This is a genomic window from Vibrio hepatarius (assembly GCF_001274785.1).
Taxonomy (GTDB): Bacteria; Pseudomonadota; Gammaproteobacteria; order Enterobacterales; family Vibrionaceae; genus Vibrio; species Vibrio hepatarius.
Map to the genome: position 1 here is coordinate 526,154 of NZ_LHPI01000001.1, position 20,940 is coordinate 547,093.

The 20,940-nt window shown below is 45.1% G+C and carries 21 protein-coding genes; 11 read left to right on the forward strand and 10 right to left on the reverse strand.

Going from position 1 to position 20,940, the window contains the following annotated elements:
• The first annotated feature begins 13 nt into the window (after window positions 1–13).
• From AKJ31_RS02350 to AKJ31_RS02365, 4 genes are all read left to right on the forward strand, one after another.
• Window positions 14–1,075 carry a hypothetical protein gene (locus tag AKJ31_RS02350; RefSeq protein WP_053407479.1) on the forward strand — a complete coding sequence of 354 codons (1,062 nt, stop codon included), beginning with the start codon at window positions 14–16 and terminating at the stop codon, window positions 1,073–1,075.
• A 1-nt stretch (window position 1,076) separates the two neighbouring features.
• Window positions 1,077–1,910: an outer membrane beta-barrel protein gene (locus tag AKJ31_RS02355; RefSeq protein WP_053407480.1), complete on the forward strand. Its 834-nt coding sequence runs from the start codon at window positions 1,077–1,079 to the stop codon at window positions 1,908–1,910.
• An 82-nt stretch (window positions 1,911–1,992) separates the two neighbouring features.
• A complete protein-coding gene (locus tag AKJ31_RS02360; RefSeq protein WP_053407481.1) occupies window positions 1,993–4,881 on the forward strand; it encodes an Ig-like domain-containing protein in 2,889 nt (962 codons plus the stop codon).
• 170 nt (window positions 4,882–5,051) lie between these two features.
• Window positions 5,052–6,035, forward strand: coding sequence for a helix-turn-helix domain-containing protein (locus AKJ31_RS02365; RefSeq protein WP_053407482.1), 984 nt, complete (start codon window positions 5,052–5,054; stop codon window positions 6,033–6,035).
• Here the strand turns inward: AKJ31_RS02365 and AKJ31_RS02370 are convergent.
• Both AKJ31_RS02370 and AKJ31_RS02375 read right to left on the reverse strand, forming a co-directional pair.
• Entirely contained in the window at window positions 6,022–6,648 is a 627-nt protein-coding gene (locus AKJ31_RS02370) for a hypothetical protein (RefSeq protein ID WP_157052297.1), read from the reverse strand. The genes AKJ31_RS02365 and AKJ31_RS02370 overlap by 14 nt on opposite strands.
• A gap of 111 nt (window positions 6,649–6,759) precedes the next feature.
• Complete coding sequence (locus AKJ31_RS02375) at window positions 6,760–6,951, reverse strand: ANR family transcriptional regulator (RefSeq protein ID WP_053407484.1); 192 nt, start codon at window positions 6,949–6,951, stop codon at window positions 6,760–6,762.
• 310 nt (window positions 6,952–7,261) lie between these two features.
• Between AKJ31_RS02375 and AKJ31_RS02380 the strand changes: the two genes are divergently transcribed.
• The 5 genes from AKJ31_RS02380 (at window position 7,262) to AKJ31_RS02400 (ending at window position 12,014) form a co-directional block, all read left to right on the forward strand.
• A complete protein-coding gene (locus AKJ31_RS02380; RefSeq protein ID WP_053407485.1) occupies window positions 7,262–7,636 on the forward strand; it encodes a diacylglycerol kinase in 375 nt (124 codons plus the stop codon).
• Between the two features lie 18 nt (window positions 7,637–7,654).
• Window positions 7,655–9,610, forward strand: coding sequence for an LTA synthase family protein (locus AKJ31_RS02385; protein WP_053407486.1), 1,956 nt, complete (start codon window positions 7,655–7,657; stop codon window positions 9,608–9,610).
• 20 nt (window positions 9,611–9,630) lie between these two features.
• Window positions 9,631–10,302, forward strand: coding sequence for a response regulator transcription factor (locus tag AKJ31_RS02390; protein ID WP_053407487.1), 672 nt, complete (start codon window positions 9,631–9,633; stop codon window positions 10,300–10,302).
• Window positions 10,303–10,402: 100 nt separating this feature from the next.
• Complete coding sequence (locus tag AKJ31_RS02395; protein WP_083439941.1) at window positions 10,403–11,590, forward strand: sensor histidine kinase; 1,188 nt, start codon at window positions 10,403–10,405, stop codon at window positions 11,588–11,590.
• A 7-nt stretch (window positions 11,591–11,597) separates the two neighbouring features.
• On the forward strand, window positions 11,598–12,014 hold the full coding sequence (locus AKJ31_RS02400) for a VOC family protein (RefSeq protein ID WP_053407489.1): 417 nt from the start codon (window positions 11,598–11,600) through the stop codon (window positions 12,012–12,014).
• Window positions 12,015–12,113: 99 nt separating this feature from the next.
• On the opposite strand, the gene AKJ31_RS02405 is transcribed toward AKJ31_RS02400, so the two are convergent.
• The 3 genes from AKJ31_RS02405 to rnk all read right to left on the reverse strand — a co-directional run bounded on the left by AKJ31_RS02405 (window position 12,114) and on the right by rnk (window position 13,792).
• A complete protein-coding gene (locus AKJ31_RS02405) occupies window positions 12,114–12,422 on the reverse strand; it encodes an AzlD family protein (RefSeq protein ID WP_053407490.1) in 309 nt (102 codons plus the stop codon).
• Window positions 12,419–13,150 (reverse strand): AzlC family ABC transporter permease, encoded by a 732-nt coding sequence (locus tag AKJ31_RS02410; protein ID WP_053407491.1) that lies wholly within the window; start codon window positions 13,148–13,150, stop codon window positions 12,419–12,421. The genes AKJ31_RS02405 and AKJ31_RS02410 overlap by 4 nt, the downstream gene beginning before the upstream one ends.
• 234 nt (window positions 13,151–13,384) lie before the next feature.
• Window positions 13,385–13,792: a nucleoside diphosphate kinase regulator gene (gene rnk / locus AKJ31_RS02415; RefSeq protein WP_053407492.1), complete on the reverse strand. Its 408-nt coding sequence runs from the start codon at window positions 13,790–13,792 to the stop codon at window positions 13,385–13,387.
• Window positions 13,793–14,051: 259 nt separating this feature from the next.
• Here rnk and AKJ31_RS02420 point away from each other — a divergent pair, with 259 nt between their 5' ends.
• Together AKJ31_RS02420 and AKJ31_RS02425 are read left to right on the forward strand one after the other, a co-directional pair.
• Window positions 14,052–14,759: a helix-turn-helix domain-containing protein gene (locus AKJ31_RS02420; RefSeq protein WP_053407493.1), complete on the forward strand. Its 708-nt coding sequence runs from the start codon at window positions 14,052–14,054 to the stop codon at window positions 14,757–14,759.
• Window positions 14,760–14,858: 99 nt separating this feature from the next.
• Window positions 14,859–15,800: a DMT family transporter gene (locus tag AKJ31_RS02425; RefSeq protein WP_053407494.1), complete on the forward strand. Its 942-nt coding sequence runs from the start codon at window positions 14,859–14,861 to the stop codon at window positions 15,798–15,800.
• Here AKJ31_RS02425 and AKJ31_RS02430 read toward each other — a convergent pair.
• The 5 genes from AKJ31_RS02430 to AKJ31_RS02450 form a co-directional block, all read right to left on the reverse strand.
• Window positions 15,790–16,701 carry a hydroxymethylglutaryl-CoA lyase gene (locus AKJ31_RS02430; protein WP_053407495.1) on the reverse strand — a complete coding sequence of 304 codons (912 nt, stop codon included), beginning with the start codon at window positions 16,699–16,701 and terminating at the stop codon, window positions 15,790–15,792. The genes AKJ31_RS02425 and AKJ31_RS02430 overlap by 11 nt on opposite strands.
• Entirely contained in the window at window positions 16,694–17,512 is an 819-nt protein-coding gene (locus AKJ31_RS02435; RefSeq protein ID WP_053407496.1) for an enoyl-CoA hydratase-related protein, read from the reverse strand. The genes AKJ31_RS02430 and AKJ31_RS02435 overlap by 8 nt, the downstream gene beginning before the upstream one ends.
• An 11-nt stretch (window positions 17,513–17,523) precedes the next feature.
• Window positions 17,524–19,128 carry a carboxyl transferase domain-containing protein gene (locus AKJ31_RS02440; protein ID WP_053407497.1) on the reverse strand — a complete coding sequence of 535 codons (1,605 nt, stop codon included), beginning with the start codon at window positions 19,126–19,128 and terminating at the stop codon, window positions 17,524–17,526.
• A 10-nt stretch (window positions 19,129–19,138) separates the two neighbouring features.
• A complete protein-coding gene (locus AKJ31_RS02445; RefSeq protein WP_053407498.1) occupies window positions 19,139–20,308 on the reverse strand; it encodes an isovaleryl-CoA dehydrogenase in 1,170 nt (389 codons plus the stop codon).
• Window positions 20,309–20,407: 99 nt separating this feature from the next.
• Window positions 20,408–20,785 carry a MerR family transcriptional regulator gene (locus AKJ31_RS02450; protein ID WP_053407499.1) on the reverse strand — a complete coding sequence of 126 codons (378 nt, stop codon included), beginning with the start codon at window positions 20,783–20,785 and terminating at the stop codon, window positions 20,408–20,410.
• Window positions 20,786–20,940 lie beyond the last annotated feature (155 nt).

Consider the following 20,940-nt stretch of genomic DNA (forward strand, 5'->3'; position numbering starts at 1 on the left):
GTATGGGTCGCTTATGAGACATTTAATTCTATTCGCTCTCTCTTTGATATTCAGTGCATCAAGCTATGCGCTGACGGTGAACGTGACGGTTAAAGGTGAAGACATTCGATACGAGAATGCGCGACCGTATGTAGGTTCGTTTTATTTAACTACAGTCTCAGAAATCTACTCGGGTTTGGAGCCAACAAAGAAATGGATTCCGGCTGTCGAAAAGGGAACCAAGTTGGTGACGTTTACCAATGGAACGAGCCAAGCTGAGGTTAACGTCGCGATTTATGGACTTGAGTTCGACTGGGGCGGGCTTAATTCTTCCATCGATACGAGCGACTCTTCACATGGATCAGGTTTAGAAAAAGGACGATGCAGCCCAGAACAAACTTCGTCAGGTGTTTTGCTAGTTAATAACGCGCATAACTACACGTGTATATCCAATTATCCGGTAGTGAACTCAAAAGAGAATATTCCTTTTTACTTTGTTAGGCCGATGTTCCGACTGCCAGATCTATTGACAGCGTTAAAAGGAAAACCAGAAGGGGTCTATGTCGGCAGCTTAAAAGTTCCGGTTCGTTATTACTTCTACAACAGTATGTCGATTTTTACCTATCGGAATCTGTCGCTTAACTTGACCTTTCAAGTCAACTACCTCCCAGAGGCGTTTACTTCATTGGTGGTGACTCCCGAAAACGGCGGCGTAATGCCTCCTCAATATGGCTCCGGGACTGTGAAAGGCGAGACACGCTTCAATATCGAAACGCTTGGTTACTTTAATACCGGAATCAAAATGAAGTTTGATACTTCAAAAGATTATTCCTTAACCCATGACTCTCAAACTGAGAAAAAAATCCCGTATTACGTTCACTGTGATACCTGTGAAGACAAAGTTATTGTCGGCGATAACGGCAAGGTCACCACGTCTGTATTGAATAATGCTGGCGTGGTATTGGCGCCTGTTGGAAGCGATAAAACGAGAATTAACTACAACCTAACGGTTGGTTACAGCGATAAAACGGTCAATGAAGTCGTTACTGGCGGTTACTCAGACTCCTTTGTCGTGATATTTGGATTGGACTTTTAATATGTTTAAAAAACTCATTGCAGTGGCGACTGTCATCTACTCTATCGCTGGTCACGCAACGGAATACGATGAATCGTTTTACATTACGCCGAAGTTAGATTTTGTGAATCAACTGGATTCAGAAGATAGCTCTGATTTTGGTTTAGGTTACGTTCTAGATATTGGTGTGCCTGTATATAAGTTTGTTTCTATCGAGAACACCATTAGGTACATCGATTGGAACTCAGATCAGTTTGAAAGCAACTTTCTCCAATATGGCACTTTGTTGAAGCTGAACTACCCATTCACTGAGAAAACCAATTTTGCACTTTCAGGTGGTTTCTTGGCAGACCTCGATGTAGGGAACGAAGCTAGAGACAAAGAAGTGAACCCTTACGTTAAATTGGACGTGGATTACAACATCAATAATAACTGGGCGGTTGTTTTAGGTTTTAACCAGTCTTTCAGCTCGGATTACTTAGATCAATACGCATACAGCCTGGGTGTGAAATATAAATTCTATAAAGAGAAACCAACCGTTGAACCACAGCCGGTTTGTGACTGTATTTTCACTGAAAAGAAAGTAGAAGAAGTCTTACAGCCTGTTCCGGAAGAACCAAAAGTAGTTGAACCTATTATTGAGCAGGCACCGGAACCAAAGCCGGTTATTAAACAAGAAGTAAAACCTACGCTTAATTACGTTCTTAAAGAAGGTGATTACATTTATCAAATATGCCGCAAGTTTAATATGTCTTTAGATGAATTTGTAAACATGAACAAAGCATATTTTGCCGGTCGAGACTTGGATTATGTTTATCCAGGTGAAGTTGTAAAAGTAAAAAATCCAAATAAATAAGAATACTCACAAGGCAAGTTATTGGTGGTTTTAATAATTGAGCCTTCGTATTGATTCAGTTACTGAATATGTGAGAATAATAATGAAGAAATTATATTTAGCCTTAATAACAGTGCCTTTTGCACTATTGGGTTGCGGTGGAGAAGGATCGGGAAGTTCAACATCGAGTAATAACAGTTCTGTAGAGCAAGAGCCAGTGGTTTATACCCAAGATGGTATTGTGCGTACTTATACCGAACAAAAGCTGTCGGTAGATTTGAGCGAGCGAAACTCTATCTCAAATAGCGAAGTCTTATCGATCGATGACATCACTAATATCACCGGTAGCAGCCAGTGTGACCCTGTTGCGGTATCAGGTATGACATTTGAGTTGGAGGCTTTTGAAAATCCGACGATGTGTCAGTACCAATATTCACTGCGTAGCGTTGAGTCTGGAGCCACCTTTTCGAATCCAAGAATGGTGACAAACGTACTGGTTGAAAAGCGGACAACGATCATGCCAAATAGCCGTTCTAGTCTACGCTCTTTGCCGTCTACAACACTTCCACCTATTCAGGCCTCTATTTCTGTGCCTGGAAGTGTCGCAAATATCGATTTGAATGCTCAGCTAGCGAGCTTATATCCAAAGGACAGTGAAGGTAACAACTACGTTTTATCTAGCACGGTATTGGTGCTTGGTTCAGGCAGCGCGAAAGCGACAACGGATGACCTAAAAAAGAGCATCGTAGAATACACCAGTGACGCCTACGACCTAGGCGGTATTACGCGTTTAATATACTCATTATCTGACGATTTTGACGGTGACGGCGTAGGGGACTTTAAAGTTGGTGCGATAGATATCAGCGTAAGCTCTTCAGGAAGTAACAGTAACCCTGAAACTAAGTATTTTCAGTGGACCAATAATGGTTCGGATATCAAAGTTGGCCAGAAATACACGATTGATGTTGCGAGTGATATCAGTGCCGAATGTACTTATGGACGAGAACCACAAGATACAAAAGGTAGCTGTATTTATGATGCAGATAGCGACTCATTACAAATTGTCGGTGTTTATGCGTATGACGCCACCGTTGCGCCAACAAGCTTAACCCAGTTGGATAATACTAAGTTCGATGTGACGTTTAGCCGCACTGGCTTGCACGATATTTCCTACCAAGTCAGCGACCACTATGGCGGTTTTGCGACAGGTATTGTTCGTGTGTATGTAAAAGAAAACAGTGCCCCAATATTACAAAACAATCCATATATTTGGTACGCAAGTGAATATAGCGGCATGTCAATCAATGCTTCTGCTCTTGCAACTGACATTGATGGTGACACGGTTACGTTCAAATCAGTGACTCAGCCGACTTCAGGAAAAGTAAAAGCTGAAATCTCAACCGATAAGTCAAAGATACAGGTCGATGCTCAAGTTGACTCAGAAGGCACTCACTTCTTCGATGTCGTGCTGACTGACGGTAAAGCCGATGTCACTCAACATTGGGTCGTCATTGTTAACTCAAATACGCATTTATCGTTGAAAAGCGAGTTGGAAAGAACATTCAGTGTGAATGTAAACACGCCAATCACGATCGATATTTCTTCTTTAATTGAAGGATATCGTACTGGGGAGCAGGCATCTGTTGAAGTCACAAATACATCAGGTGCGTTGTTGGGTACGGTTAAAGTCTCTGATACGAGTAAGTCCAAAGTTATCTATACGCCTAATAGCAACGCGATAGGCGTGGATGACTTTATATTTGAAGTTAAGACGAACTCAGGGGCTGAAATTGCTGGCAATGTGATCGTTCATGTCGGTAATCCGCCTGCATTGGCGATTGCAGCGATTGACGCAACAGAAGGGCAAAATGACCTTATTACGGCGTCAGTCACTTGTGAATATTGTGACGTGAGCAAATATGAATACGAATGGGTGATCAATGGTGAAACAGTCTCAAGAGAGAAGTCATTTACCATTACGCCTGAGCAACGTATCTACAATGTGACGCTTTTGGTGATTGGTTACGACGTCTTCGGCCAGGTGACCTACGAGCTAGGTTCATTTGATTTCTTTAAGATTGTTGTCGGTTCGTTCGACCAACCAGCGAAAGATTGTCAGGACATCTTCTCAACCTATAACTCTCCATATGCTCTAAGAGCTAACGACGGAGAATATTGGTTAAGAAGTGCTGACAATACTTATACCTACAAAACCCAGTGTGACATGGTTTCTCAAGCAGAAGCTGACGCATCTGACAAAACTGTGGGTGGCTACACGCTAGTGTGGTCTTACTCCGAGAAAACGAACTTACAGCGTTTTGGTGGCAATACCAACGTGTTCTCTCAACGTGGTAAGAATGTGGCGTTTAACGGATCTTTGTTTACTAACGGTCGAGGACTGGTGATATCAGAGGGTGGAACAGTCAACTATAACGATTTCCGCGTAACGAACTCTGAGATGAGTAATAAATACGGTCTGTCGTATTCGCGGGTCTCTTATACCTCAGATACATCAATCAAGACGATTAACAAAGACCCAGATAACACAGTACAAAACTGGTACATGCAAACTACCCATCCGGTGACTTTCTACAAGGGTGATATCAGCTTTGCGAGTGGAAGTGTTCAGTCTGGTGTTTATGGAAAACTTAACGGAAGCCACTTCTCAGGTAAGTACAGGACCTCTCGTGTGGTTGATTTATCAGATGATAAAGGTGCAAGTCTCGGAGATATGACCATCTACGGTGGTGGATATGGTTTCCACTACACCGTTGACGAAGTCATCTATGGTCAATACCTGAACAACTTCTGGGGATTCTGGGGGGAAAACGATCACCAGCTCGACCTGTTCGGTGTCTGCACTAATCCTACTTTGATGTCTTTGGGTGGCGTAGCCGCTTATGGATGTAACGGTGATAGTGCCGGAGCGAAAACATACCACTCATCCGTAAATAATGGCGAAGGATATGTGGCGCAGTGGTGGGCTCAATAATTAATACCTACTGTGGTTAATATAATAAAGAGCCCATCAATTGATGGGCTCTTTTTATTGGGGCTTTGTAAGAACAATCCGATTGTTTTGATCTGAATTGATGGATTTATCATACAAAGGTACTATATGAAATCATAATAATAAATATTAAGTATTATAGGAGTTTAGTCGTGACTCTAGAATTTAAAGATAGCTTGTCCCTCTGGATAGAAACCAAAGGGGTCTCAAGAAAAGAACTGATTGCTCTTCTTCAAAATAAATACTACGAAGAATTCAAAGGGTTAGATGCAATTACATTAAGCCGTTGGTTAAATGGAAAAAGCACACCACCTTTATACAAGCAGTTTTATATTGCGAAGTGTCTGGATGTTAATTTAAAGGAGCATATTAGCTCTTTGGATTTGTCCAAAATTAAATATCCTACGAAGTATGACGCAATTCTTTACAATTTAACCAAGGCACTTGATTTTTCAATTTCAGTACTCTCTTATCGTTATGTGCCTAAGTATGTCAAATCAGAGATTTCTCGTGACACTTACAACGAACATCTAGAGCGTTTTGGTGAGTTTTACGGTAATGTCTCGCCGTTAAAGAACTTTAAGCGTGCTCTGTATGAGATGAAAAGCAGCATCGATTACAAAAGCATTGTGCTTAAAAATGAAGACGGTGAGATCATCGGCCATTGGTCGGGGATTATCGATATAGAAAAGCTGAACGGCATCCCATCATTTATCACCATTCCTCAAAATGAAGTGGATAGAAGCTGTTTAGTCTCTTTGGGCTATTACGTTAACTCAGAGCATTATTTTGAGTTGATTGTTCAAGCTATTTGTTTGTATTTAATGGCTTATTCTAAAACAAAAGACTTTGTTTATTTCTATATTGTCGATTGCAGACCATTAGTCGAGTTTTGTAAGTTCATCTTTAACGCGGAAGAAATGAAATATTACCCGCCGTTAGATGACAAAGACAAGATGGGGGTTTATCTACTTAAATTCAATATCATTAAGTCGATTGCCAATCCTACTCTTTTGACAAAAGTGCAGAAGAAATTAAATTGTCTTGCGACATGCGATCCTAAGAATTGTCAGTTGTGCAATCTAAAAGAAATCGAACTTAGAGAAAGCAACACGCAAAAAATCAATATTGAATGATAGAAACAGGTCGAATCCAAAGATCGATATTCTGACATTTTTCATTTATTGAGTTCATGAGCTGTTTCGCCTCTGAATATCTTTCATAGGCTTCGCTCATCAAATAGAACGTGTTGTCTTCAATGTGCCGGTACAAGGGAATGTCCGCACACCTTCCAAGTTTGGACGCGGGTTCTCTATTCCCCGCGTAAAACTGGATTACGTAGTGCTTCTTTGCTGATGTATAAGTGGCTTCCAGTTTTGGCTGCGCGCCATCCAGTTGCGCTGTTAAGTATTCGCACGTCGTGGGATTAACATCAAAGCTCAAATACGGTTTTTCACTGACAGCGTTCAAAATATTCACCTGCTTTCTGCTAGAGGCGCTAACGCACTCTTTTAAAAGCGTATAGGTGGCTAAATCGCTGATCACACATGAAGAGTCGGCGTAAACAAACAATTGCTCTCTTTTTAATTCATTTTGCATAGAGCACGTTTTTAAGCTGGTGAAGTTCTGCCCATTCAATGCCCATAAATCCACAGCATTTTCTATTGTGGAGCTTGCCCTGGCTGTATACGGCGACGCCAAACACACCAACGCAGAAAAGACTGCAGATGTCACAGTGCTATTTTTCACGAGTTTGTTATCCGTTCTGATATTGAGAGTAACTTCTTCTGTCAGGGGGAAAGGTGTTGTTGCTAACAATGAATGAAAGAAGAAGTTACTGCTTAGATAGCTTCTAGAAACTTATCGATATAGGTATCGTCTGGTCTCACTCAAGCGAGCACAGCAGAAAGCAAATCTTGATTGCGCCCATTTTGAATTATCGCGACTTTTTGCGCACTCTGCCGCTTCTTGCCACATTACCCTAGCTCCACTGTAGTTTTTTTCTCGTTCCATTCTTGCTGCCGCATCTGCCATTTCGCGGTATTCCGTCATCGTTGTCTCCTTATTAAGCCCTTAATGAACCGGAGGGTAAAAACTATCGCATCTGACTGACGTAAAGTTAGCATCCAACGTTTAATTTATTCTCCAATGTAAATTTTCTGTCAGGATTTTTTGTTGCTAAGCTAAACGGCTTGGCTGTTACTTCCTTGTGTTTCGTTCACATTCGTCAAATCGCTTCCGCTAAGGCGCCATTCCCAAAAGCCCTAATTCGTTAGTTTATCTTTCACGCTTTTTTTACGTTGCTCGTGTTCTCATTGTTTGGTCATAAACCATTTTCAAATCAATCAAAGAGTTAACAGTGATGACTGCAGGTGTAGAAAAGACTCAAGTTAAAGGGATGAAGCGTGTCATTAACGCAACAGGGTATTCATTTAAAGGTTTAACAGCGGCTTGGAAGTACGAAGCTGCATTTCGCCAGGAAGCCGTGCTCGCGGTGCTCTTAACTTTCGTTGCGTTAATTTTACCCATTTCCAGTACAGAAAAAGTCGCGCTGATCGCTTGCGTTGTATTCGTCATGGTTGTCGAGCTGTTGAACTCGGCTATTGAGGCTGTAGTAGACCGCGTCGGTATGGAGCATCACGAGCTCAGTGGTAGAGCGAAAGACATGGGCTCGGCAGCAGTATTTCTAAGTTTATGCCTCACCTTTGGTGTGTGGGTAACGATTTTATTTTTGTAAGTGTTGGGTGGGTTAGTCATGTTAGATCGAATCAAATTCAGGCTCGGGATTCTATTTCCGATTGCCGCGAGTGCAGTGTGTTGCGTAGCAATCTTTTTACTCTCTCGCTTGGCCTTAATCGGTTGGCAATGGGGGCGATTCGCTGAGTTTGGCGATATGGGCTCAACATTGCTTGGTGGATTACGAATCGATTTAGCGACGGTCAGCTACTTGTTGATTTTACCTTCATTTCTCGCGTGCTTTTTCCTTTCGGAGAACAAGTTAGGCCGAGGATTTAAAACGCTATTTAGAGTGTGGATTACGGCTGGAATTTGGCTACTTATTTATCTGGAAGTTGCCACGTTTCCATTCATTCAAGAATACGATCTTAGACCGAATCGTTTGTTCATTGAGTATCTTGTGTATCCAAAAGAGGTTTCCAGCATGCTGTGGAATGGATACAAGTTAGAACTTTTCGTCGGCTTAGTGGTGAGCGCAATCGCTTTGATCTTCGGTTGGAAGGCGAGTAAGTATATGGTCAGCAATCTACGATACCCAAAATGGTATTGGCGACCAGTGATTGCGCTGCTTGTTCTCGCTGTTGGTGTGATGGGCGCGCGTTCGACATTGGGACACCGACCACTCAATCCGGCGATGGTGGCTTACTCGACGGACCCATTAGTGAACGATTTGACGCTGAACTCTGTATATTCAGTACTATTTGCAGCCAAACAGATGGCGTCTGAAAACGATGCGTTTGATTACTACCCTAAACTGACTGCGGATGAAATTGTGAAACGAGTTCAAGCAAGCATTGAAGCGGAGAAGAGTGCCAAGTTTGATAGCACGTTGCCAACGTATGCTTACCATGAGTCAAGCTTCAAGCAACAGCCAAAAAACATTGTGATCCTATTGCTAGAGAGCCACGGAGCGCGCTACGTCAGTGAGTTAGGTGGTAAGAATCTGTCGCCAACCTTAGATAAACTTTACAAAGAGGGCTGGGGATTCACCAATCTTTATGCAACGGGCACGCGTTCGGTGCGCGGGATTGAAGCGGTAACGACCGGTTTTGTTCCTACACCGTCACGCTCAACCGTCAAACTCGCAAAGAGTCAGCAGAACTTTTTCACTATCGCGGATCTGTTGCAATCACGTGGTTACATTACACAATTTGTTTACGGCGGAGAAAGTCACTTCGATAATATGAAGTCGTTCTTTTTGGGAAATGGATTTAACGATATCCAAGATTTACCAACCTTTGACCAGCCGAAGTTTATCGGTTCTTGGGGCGCTTCAGACCAAGACTTGTATGACCATGCGCACAAAGGTTTTACCGAAATGAACAAGCAAGGTAAACCATTCTTTAGCTTAGTGTTTAGCTCGTCGAATCACACGCCGTTTGAGTACCCTGACAATGTGATTGAGCAGTACAACGAGCCTAAGCAAACCGTAGAAAACGCCGTGAAATACGCTGACTTCGCGTTGGGTGAGTTTATCGAAAAGGCTAAGAAATCGGATTACTGGGATAATACAGTCTTCGTTGCGATTGCCGACCACGACGCACGCGTGTATGGAACTCAAGCAGTGCCAGTTGAAAACTTCCATATTCCCGCGGTCATTTTTGGCGGTGGCGTTGAACAAAAGCAGGATGAGCGACTGGTTAGCCAGTTAGATATTCCGCCAACATTGCTGTCATTAGCAGGCATCAGTGCAGAGCACCCGATGGTCGGCTTTGACCTGACAAAAGAAGTTCCGGTCAACAAGCAACGCGCATTGATGCAACGCGGAAAAACCTTTGCTTGGATGGATGCAAACCGTGAGGTGATTGTCTTTGAACCACAAGATGAGCCAAAATCTTATCAATACGAAAAAGCGACTCAAGAGTTGACTCCAATTAAGGTAAACTCTGATAAGCTTTCAACAGCAAACGCTTACGCGTTGTGGGGAAGTTTCGCTTATAAAAATGGTTTATACGCGCAGAAAGACCAGTATTAGAAAGTAGGGAAACGAGCACAATGAAGAAGATACTCATCATCGAAGACGATAAGAATGTCGCCAGCGTACTGTGTGATTTTTTTGAGTCTTTGCAGGTGGAGTTTGACTACGCATCGAACGGTAAGCTCGGCTTTCAACTGGCAGCCGAAGGACACTTTGACGCGATTGTGCTCGATTTAATGCTACCGAGAATGAACGGCTTAGATCTGTGTAAGGCGTTAAGAAGTCAAGGCGTGGATACGCCCGTTCTGATGTTAACGGCCATGGACAGTCGTGAAGACTTGCTCAAAGGGTATGAGTTAGGTGCCGATGACTACTTAACCAAGCCATTCGACCTTGAGGTGCTAGAAGCACGACTGCGTGCACTAATTAGACGCTATAAAGGGCAGGTGGCATCAAGTACACTCTCATTTGGTGAATTGTGCATTAACCGCAAAGAGAAAGAAGCGTTTCGTGAAGGGATCCCTCTAAAGCTCAACCCAACCAGTTATTCGATTCTCGAGTTATTGTGCCGAAAAGCGCCGCAAGTGGTGTCAAAACAAGAAATCGCTAGCTTGCTGTGGGAAGACGAGGAGATCAACACGGAAGCGCTCAGAGTCCATATCTATCATCTGCGCAATCAACTCGATAAACCTTTTTCTTCCCAGATGCTTAAAACGGTGCCAAAGCAAGGATTCAAACTAGAGGTATAACGCTATTAACATCATCAGCAATACGACGAAAAGTCTTACGACACGCCTGGCATTGTTCTTTGTCGGCGTGTCTTTATTTATTGGGCTGGCGTTTTACTTTATGTTCGTCTTCACCATTTATTGGGCGGAAGATGAAGTTGGCGTGAAAAGAATCGCGTTAGACTCCAAAGTCGCTATTGAACGTTATTTAAATGGTGAGGAAGGGAAGTTGACCATCGACTTTTTAACCGATGCCTACAATGACTTTGACCTCGTCCCACCGCATTATTTGCAGTACGCGCAAGGCAAACGTTCGTTTCACGGTGAAGTGGGTGGAGAAGGTGAAGCGTCAAGAATGTTATATATCGGTGAATACCAAGACAACGGCGTCGCTAAGCCAATTATCTTGCTCAGCAAAATAGACGATATCGAATTGAGCGACTCTGAGTTCGACTTTATCCTTAAAATTGCGGTGGGTGTGTTTGCCTGTTTGATGACCATCTTTACCATCCTGCTTATTCTTTTATCAAATAGCCTCATCTCGCCATTTAATAGCTTAACCAAGCAGCTTAGACAAAATGGTGAAGACAAAAATCGTCGCTTCTCTGTTAGTCCGCATGCGGCGTTGGAATTCACTCAATTGACCGAACAACTCAATCGCCACAACCAAGAGTTAGTTTCGCTAATCCGCCGTGAACGAGCGTTTTCCCGCTATACCAGCCACGAACTTAGAACGCCGTTGACCGTCATTAAAGGCGCTAGCAGCTTGTTGCAGCGCCAAGAAAACAGCCCATTCCAAATCAAACAGCTGACTTTGATCGATGAATCTGCAAACCAAATGATGTCGATAGTGGATGCCTTACTCAGCCTTGTCCGCTATGAACGAGACAAAGAATCCGCTGAATTCAGGCTCGTGACAGAGGAAGAGTTAGAAAAGATTGTTAGCAGCAATTTCCGTAAGGGGCCGTTAGACGAAGTCAGTATCGAGCTTGAAGTGAGTGGGCAACCATCAATCAATGCGAGTCATGCTGTACTCAATATGGTGATTGGCAACTTGATCCGTAATGCGGTGTCTGCCTGTGAGAGTGGCAAAATCACAGTCAAAATGAGCCAAGATTCAATTTCAGTCATGGATGAAGGCATTGGTTTTATCGATCAGCCGTTCGAAGATGGCCACGGCTTAGGGCTGATTTTGATTGAAGACTTATGCCAGCGCTTTTGTTGGCAATTTACAATACAAAGCCAAGAAGATGTGGGTACAGTTGCGACAATTACCTTCACATCTAATCATGTTCAGCCACAAAAATAGGCCAGTTATGAAACAGAATATTGTCCATATCGCATTGGTCGTTAACGATTATGACGAAGCGATAGACTTTTACGTGAACAAACTTAAATTTGAGTTAATCGACGATACATATCAGCCCGAACAAGACAAGCGCTGGGTAGTGGTGGCGCCGCCTAACTCGCACGGTGTGACCTTGTTGTTGGCTAAAGCCTCTAAACCTGAACAACATGATTTTATTGGTAATCAAGCCGGTGGTCGCGTGTTTTTGTTTCTTAGTACCGATGATTTTTGGCGCGACTATGAATTTATGACGTCAATCGGGATTCATTTTATTCGCGAACCTAAAGTTCAAGAATATGGCACTGTCGCGGTATTCGAAGATTTATATGGAAATTTATGGGATCTCATACAATACGTTCCAGAGCATCCTATGGTGCGAAGATAACTAAAGATAGTGGTAGATACACTCTGAGAAGAGAGTGGCTCAACGGTTACGCAAAGCCACATCAAGATGGGAGTTAAATGGTTTTATGTGGTTAGGACGTTACATTGCCCTAACTAACGCTGCCGCGATCAGACCAGCTGAAATGGCTGGTAGTGGTTTTTTCCAAACCAGCATGACTACTGCTGTGGAAAGCAATGCCATTCTAGCGCCAGCGTCACCTTCAACCGCTAAGGGGGCAAGGAGAGCGACTAACACAGAGCCAGACATCGCGGTGATAAATTGCTGAACGCGGTATCCAATCGGGATAAATGACATCACAAAGACGCCGCCCCAGCGCGTGATTAATGTCACTAACGCCATGGCGAGAATGATTAAGATCGTGCCGCCGTCTGTGGTTTCAATATTCATTTTTTCTTCTCCGTCCAGAACGCGCCAAGGGTCCCGCCTGCTAGAGCGCCGACAACCACGTGAGTATTTTCAGGTAAGTACCAATACGCCATGAGAGAAGATCCCGCGGCGACCGCCCAAATGACGAAAATACGTAAGTTCTTAGGCCCGACTGCAATCATAGAGAGTAGGAAACAACCCATGACCATGTCTAAGCCAAGACTGACAGGGTCTTTGATTGCGTTACCAAAATAGAAACCGAGCCAGGTTCCGACTATCCAAAAAGACCATAGCGCGATCCCCCCACCCAGCAGTAAACCTAGCCCAGGTTCTTTGCGTCCAAATGCGTTCATCGACAACGCCCAATTGGCGTCAGACGCAAACAACATCACGCCGTATCGTTTTGCTGGCGATAGGTGACGCAGCCAAGGGTAGAGCGTGGCGCCCATCAATAAGTGGCGCGCATTAATGGCAAATACAGTAATCAAAACGGGGACGAGCGGAACCTGTTCGCCCCACATTTCTAGTGTTGCAAACTGAGATGCACCAGCAAACACCAGCGTACTCATCAACATGATAGGGAAAGGTTCTAAGCCTGTTTGTACGGCCGCGACACCAAAGGCGATACCAAAAATGACGACGAAAAATGAAAGAGGTACCAATTGCGTGAAGCCTTGCCAGACGTCTTTTCGAGTAAACAGATGAAGCTGGTCTAATTCAGCTCCTCCATTTGCTGCATTACTTTGCATGTAGTGTCCTAGTATTTGAAGCGAATTGAATATTGAGCTCGTTTATACGAGTCGTTGATATGTATGTCGTATCAGTATCTACGAATCAATAGCAATTTCAAAATTATTCGTGCTACAGTGGTGCAATGAGTATGTTTTGTCTTGAAAAACGGGGAAGAAGTAGAGGAATAGACTGGGATTTAAGGGGCTCTCCTGGTGCAAAGTGCTCTGCCTTTGCACCTGGAACACTGAGGGTTAGCGGTTTAGAGCACCACAACGCTCAGGCTGATAAACGACATCGACAATTTCGATCGTTTTAGTTTGTTTGTTCGGCATCGGCCAAGCGAGCTGTTGACCAACAGATAGCCCAATAAGCGCACTACCAACAGGAGCAAAGATAGACACATCATCACTGCTTTTTAGCTCTGAAGGATAGACCAATGTTTTTGTCATGGTCTTGTCGCTGTCGGTAAACTTAAACACTACCGTTGAATTCATGGTGACCACGTTTGGTGGCATTTCATTCGGCTCAAGCACCGTAGCACGATCCAGCTCCGCATCCAGTTGGACAAGATCGCTTGCTAGGTTAGGCATCTTATCTAGCAACGCGGTAATTCTGTTCATGTCTAGACTAGAAATGTAGATCGAGTTGTTATCAGACATTTTGAAACTCCCAAATAAAAGGCCGCCTCATAAAATGGGACGGCTTCATATCTGTATCAATGTATAAATTGCATGACAAATTTGTGTCATACAAACCAAAGTTTTGATTCTAGTTCTTATGCAACACGTTTGCCAGCAAAAGATATTTATTGAGTTAGTAGAAACTTTTACTGCTGAGAAGTGTTAACCAGCGCTCAATGACGGTGACGCGGAAATATTGTATAACGGGCTAACTCAGTCACTGAATCGAATCATCGTCATGGAAGACAGTTTAACCATCAGAGCCTACAGCAAACAGCGTCGTGGGCATGCGCATTCACATCATCAATTGGTATTGCCAATTCTTGGTTCAATCAATATCGAGCTTGAAGGCTATCAAGGCAAAGTGTCGGTAGGTGAGTGCGTGGTGATTCAGTCTGGTCAGTTTCATCATTTCAGAGCGAATGAAGCGGCGCGATTTATTGTCTCCGACTTAAACACTTTGCCTGAAAACCTATTGAGCATGGAGTCTTTGGTTTTTCCGATTTCTAGCCCACTGAGAAGTTACCTTTCTTTTATTGAACAACAATTGGAACACCGAGTTGACCGCTCTATAGAGAATGCGATGGTGGTGATGTTTTCCATGTTGTTGGCACAGCAGCAAGCAGACGAACAACTTGACCCGCGTATTCGTGCCGCTATCCAGCATATTCAAAATGACCTTTCTCTTCATTTTGTGATTGAAGACTTAGCCAAATTGGCGTGTTTGAGTCCGACCCAGTTTAAAAAGCTATTTCGCCAAGCTTGCGGAACAAGTGTACTCCAGTATGTGACCAAGCAGAGAATGGAAAAAGCCAAAGCGCTGTTAACACACACTGATATGCCTGTTCAGTTAATTGCGGAGCAGGTTGGCTACAACGATATGTCTGCGTTTAGCCGACGTTTTTCCGCCTTTTTTGGTCGCTCTCCTCGTCAAATTCGCAGTTAATTGAGTCTGCTTAAACAAACATGGCGTCTTATCTGCAAAGTATTTAAGTTGAAATTTGATTAACCTTGACGTTAGAAATTGACGAGCTCAGGGATCAAAATGAAGCATCAAATAACCAATCACAAAGCAGAAGCTTATGGAATCAGTGCAATTTTGTTTGCGTCTTTGTTGTGGGGAACAACAGGGACGGCAGCTTCGTTTGCTCCGTCAATTAGTCCACTCGCTGTCGGTGCTTTTTCAATGGGAGTCGGCGGGCTGTTGCTGGCTGTCGTTGCTTTTCGAAACCTTGCAAGAGAACGCAGGCTGATAGCCGCAAACTTTAAAATTCTACTGTTTGGAGCACTGGCATTAGCGGTTTATCCAATGGCATTTTATAGCTCGATGCGGTTATCTGGTGTAGCGATTGGTACGGTCGTTTCCATCGCAAGTGCACCATTTTTTGTCGCTGCTCTAGAGCACCTTTTTAGCAAAAATAATCAAATTGACCGACGCTGGGTTTATAGCTTGTTATTAGGTACGGTTGGTATAGCTTTACTCACGTTCGCCGAGCCAGTGAGCCAAGTCGCTGAAGAGACGAATTATCACTATCTAGGCATTGCTCTTGGTTTGATTGCTGGGTTGTCATACGCGCTTTATGCTTGGGCAGCGAAGGAGTTGATTACTCATGGCGTCAGCTCAACCTCTGCGATGGGCAGTATTTTTGGCTGCGGTGCGATGTTATTGCTGCCGACATTGTTATTTACGGGTGAGAACTTATTTGCAACCGCCACCAATACTGCAGTGGTGCTCTATATGGCACTGATCCCGATGTTTATTGGTTACGTGTGTTTTGGTTACGGTTTAAGAGTGGTTGCTGCCAGTAAGGCGAGCTTGCTGACTTTGTTTGAACCAGCGGTAGCAGCAGTGTTTGCGGTGATTGTGGTCGGTGAGCATATTGCGGTTTCTGGCTGGGTAGGTGTGTTGCTGATCATGGGGTGCTTGTTTCTTCAAGCATATAAACCAGCTCCCAATAAATCAGAGGCCAATGAGGTTACTTGTTAAGTGCGCGTAGCGCCAGCGAGACTTTAGAGGTTGGTTGGCGCTTGAGTTCATCGCTGATCTGCCAACCCGAACGAGCCACTTGTTGTAAATCGACACCAGTATGGATATTTAACCCTTGACACAAGTAGAGCACATCTTCGGTGGCTACGTTTCCCGATGAACCGTGAGCGTAAGGGCAGCCACCTAGGCCAGCGACACTGCTATCCACCACGCTGATCCCCATCTGTAGCGCTTGATAAATGTTAGCAAGAGCCTGTCCCCAGGTATCATGAAAGTGCACCGCGAGCTGACTTGCTGGCACTTGAGTCATCAATGCTTCTAGCATGCGCGCGACTTTAACTGGTGTGCCTGTGCCTATGGTGTCGCCGAGCGAAATTTCATAGCAGCCTAAGTCGAGCAATGCTCTTGCTACTTTGGCGACATTGTCAGGATGAGTGGGGCCTTCATAAGGGCAGTCAATCACACAAGAGAGATAGCCACGCACTGGGATATTCTTTGCTTTAGCTTGTTCAATCACAGGAGCAAACCGCTCGATGCTTTCTTCAATCGAGCAATTAATATTGTGGTGGCAAAACCCTTGCGAGGCGGACGTAAACACGGCGACTTGGTTCGCATTCGCTTTCAGAGCTTTCTCAAATCCAACGAGATTCGGGGTCAGAGCAGAATAGATGACATTGGGTTCACGGTTGATTGCCGACATTACTTCATACGAATCCGCCATTTGAGGCACCCACTTGGCAGAGACAAACGAACCCGCTTCGATGTGTTTTAAACCCGATGCGGACAAGTTGTTTATCAACTCAACTTTTGCCTGCGTCGAGACGGAGTTTTCATTTTGGAGACCATCGCGAGCACCGACTTCAACAATGGTGACCGAGTCAGGCAATGCTTGATTAGCCATTGTCTGGATGTCCTTTCTGCCACACAGGCGTACGTTTTTCCAAGAACGCGTTTAAGCCTTCTTGCCCTTGTTCCGAAACACGGACTTGGGCAATAAGCTCGCTGGTGTAGTCAATGAGTTTGGCGTTGATGGGTTGCTCGCTACAGTGGTGAATCAGCTCTTTGGCGCTGCTCATCGCCGCAGGACTATTGGCCAACACCAAACCAACGAATTTGGACAGCGTTGCCTCTGCGGTGTTGGTAGTGGTAAGGTGATGAACAATGCCCATTTGCTGAGCTTGTTCGGCATCAAAAGATTCTGCGGTCAACATATAGCGCCGCGCTAAACGAGCCCCCATCGTTCGACAGACATAAGGCGCAATAGTAGCAGGGACCAAGCCTAGTTTGACTTCACTCAAACAAAAACTGGCTTCGATATCGGCAAGGGCAATGTCACAACAACAAATTAACCCAAGTGCGCCACCAAACGCGCAGCCGTGGACATAAACGATGGTTGGGTGAGGGAAGGTATCGAGGAGTTTCATTAAATGCGCGAGCTGTGCAGCATCATCAACGTTGTGCTGTTGATCTTGCTGCGCCATGGAGCGCATCCAGTTGAGATCAGCGCCAGCGGAGAAATGCTTTCCGTTACCACGTAACAATAAACAACGCACGTTCGCTGCGTTTGACAGCCTTTCCAACTCAGAAATCAACTGCTGAATTAAGTCGGCGTCGAACGCATTATGCTTATCGCTTCGATTGAGCGTCAATGTTGCCACCCCGTTCTTATCGACTGAACTGAGCAAATCTCCGTGGTGAATTTGTCCTTCCATTGCTTTACTCCTCACATTCGGAAGATGCCGAATTCGCTGGTTTGGATCGGTGCGTTGAGTGCGGCCTTCAACGCTTGTGAAAGCACCTTTCTCGTGTCTTTCGGGTCGAGGATGCCGTCATCCCATAGCCGAGCGCTAGCGTAATAAGGGTGGCCTTGTCGGTTATACAGTTCAACGATAGATTGCTTAAATGCTTGCTGCTCTTCGTCATTCCAACGGTTCCCACTGCGTTGCAATACCTCGCCTTTAACTTGAGTGAGTACCCCCGCGGCTTGTTCGCCACCCATGACCGATATCCGCGCGTTTGGCCACATCCACATCATGGTTGGGTCGTAAGCCCGACCACACATGCCGTAGTTTCCTGCACCATACGAGCCACCAATGATGATGGTGAACTTTGGCACATCCGCACACGCAACTGCCATAACAAGCTTCGCGCCGTGTTTTGCAATCCCGCCTTCTTCGTACTTTTTACCGACCATAAATCCGGTGATGTTTTGTAGAAAGAGTAGTGGGATTTTTCGTTTCGCGCATAACTCAATAAAGTGCGCGCCTTTTTGTGCAGATTCCGAAAACAAGATGCCGTTGTTGGCGACAATACCGATCAATTGTCCTTCCAATCGTGCAAAACCGCAGACTAAAGTGGACCCATACAAGGCCTTAAATTCATCAAAATCTGAACCATCGACCAACCTTGCGATAATCTCACGCACATCAAATGAGAGCCGAAGATCGGCGTTGACGATGCCGTATAACTCGTCGGCGTCATATTGCGGTTTGTCGAACTTTGCGGGCGTCTCACCAATATTTGCAGTGTTAGTATTGGTGATGGCTTGTCTTGCCAGTTCCAGCGCGTGGCGTTCATCCTGAGCATAGTAATCTGCAACGCCTGACTTTTTGCAGTGAACATCTGCGCCGCCTAACTCTTCTTCGGTCACGACTTCACCAGTAGCGGCTTTTACCAATGGTGGACCGGCGAGAAAGATAGTGCCTTGCTGTTTTACGATGATTGATACGTCAGCCATAGCGGGGATATACGCTCCGCCAGCGGTACACAAACCAAGTACCACCGCAATTTGTGGAATACCTTGCGCAGACATGCGTGCCTGATTAAAAAAGATGCGGCCAAAATGGTCTTTGTCTGGAAAAACTTCGGATTGGTGGGGCAGATTAGCGCCGCCGGAATCAACCAAATAGATACATGGCAGGTGACAACGTTGGGCAATTTCCTGTGCTCGCAGATGCTTTTTGACGGTAAGCGGGTAATAGGTTCCACCTTTGACCGAAGGATCGTTGGCGAGCACCATACAGTCGATACCGTTGACTTTGCCTATGCCCGCGACAACGCCTGCACACGGGATAGATTCGTCATACACTTGCCACGCTGCAAACTGGCCAATTTCAAGGAAATCTGAATCGCTATCCAGTAACGCCGCAATACGTTCCCTGACGGGCAATTTGCCCTTTGCGCGCTGTCTTGCAATCGCTTTTTCACCGCCGCCTTGCTTGATCGTCGCAATGTCACTGTGCAGGTTTTTGACCAGCTCAGACATATGTTGATGATTCTTATGGTATAGCGGGGAGTCGGTGTTGATTTTTGTTTGTATGATCGCCATAGACACCTCGTTAACGAGACTCATCAAACAGTTCACGGCCGATAAGCATACGGCGAATTTCAGAAGTACCAGCGCCAATCTCGTACAACTTAGCGTCACGCAGCAAACGTCCGGCTGGGTACTCGTTGGTATAGCCGTTACCACCAAGCAGCTGAATGGCATCCAACGCCAATTGGGTTGCTAACTCAGCCGAATAAAGAATCGCGCCTGCTGCGTCTTTACGGTTGGCTTCGCCGCGATCGCAAGCCGCTGCAACCGCGTAGACATACGCCCGCGCTGCGTTACTTTTGGTGTACATATCGGCGACTTTTGCTTGAACTAGTTGGAACTCGCCAATCGCACGACCAAACTGTTTGCGGCTATGCACATAAGGCACCACCAGATCTAAGCACGCCTGCATAATGCCAAGCGGTCCACCAGCAAGCACAACGCGCTCATAATCGAGGCCACTCATTAACACCGCGACGCCTTGGTTGACTTTGCCGAGAACATTATCTTTGGAGACGGGGCAGTCTTTGAACACCAGCTCACAGGTGTTTGAGCCACGCATTCCCAACTTGTCGAGCTTTTGCGCGCAGGAGAAACACGCTTCGGACTTATCGACGATAAAGGCCGTAATGCCGTGCGCACCGTCATCTGGCTCTGTTTTGGCGTACACAACCACCACATCCGCGTCTGGACCATTGGTAATCCACATTTTTGAACCGTTGAGCAGGTAATGATCGCCGTTTTGGGTGGCTTTTAATTGCATGCTAATTACGTCTGAGCCCGCGTTGGCTTCGCTCATCGCCAGTGCGCCTACCCAAGAACCATCGACTAATTTCGGCAAGTACTTGGTTTTTTGTTCTTCATTGCCATTTCTGGCGATTTGGCTTGCGCACAAGTTAGAGTGAGCACCGTAGCTGAGACCAATCGATGCTGATGCTCGGCTGATCTCTTCCATCGCGATCACGTGGGCCAAATAACCCATGCCCGCGCCACCATATTGCTCGTCAATGGTCACGCCCAACATGCCCATTTCGCCGAGCGTTGACCACAAATGGTAGGGGAAAAGGTTGTCTTGGTCGATTTGATCGGCAATGGGCGCAATGGTGTCACGAGCAAACGCGTTTACGTGATCTCTTAGTAGATCAATCGATTCTCCAAGCCCGAAGTTGAGTTGAGTATAGTGAGCCAGCATAGTGCTTCCCTCATAACCACATCAGTGTCGTTAAGTCGTTGCAATCGGTATGCGTAACAAATTCTGTGATGCTTAACGTTGGGAAACGAAGCGTGTTGTTTAACTGGCTTTGGCGTGTTTTAGAGCTTCTTCACAACGTTCACGAGCCGCTGCTAGCTCATCCAACACAACGCGGATATCTTCCAGTTGACGTTTCAGTACCGCTTCTTTTTCATCAATGATGTTAAGCATTTTAATTAGCTGAGTTTCACCTTGGTGAGTGTCGTACAGAGCAAACAATTCTTTAATTTCTGCCAGTGAGAAGCCCAGTCTTTTACCGCGTAGGATCAGCTTCAAACGCACTTTGTCACGGCGTTGATAAATACGCATGCTGCCTTTGCGCTCGGGTTGAATCAGACCTACGTCCTCGTAAAAGCGAATGCTGCGGGTCGTAATGTCAAACTCTTTGGCTAAGTCACTAATCTTGAAGGTTTCCACTCGCTAACATTCTCCAACTTATCGCTAAGGCTTCAATAAAAAGGATGTAAACAATCTGTTTCTTTACGTTTACGTAAATGTTAGTGCTATGCTTACGTAAACGTCAAGAAATTAGCCGTGGAGTGAACAGCAGCGTCTAAGTCGTAGTGGTCGAT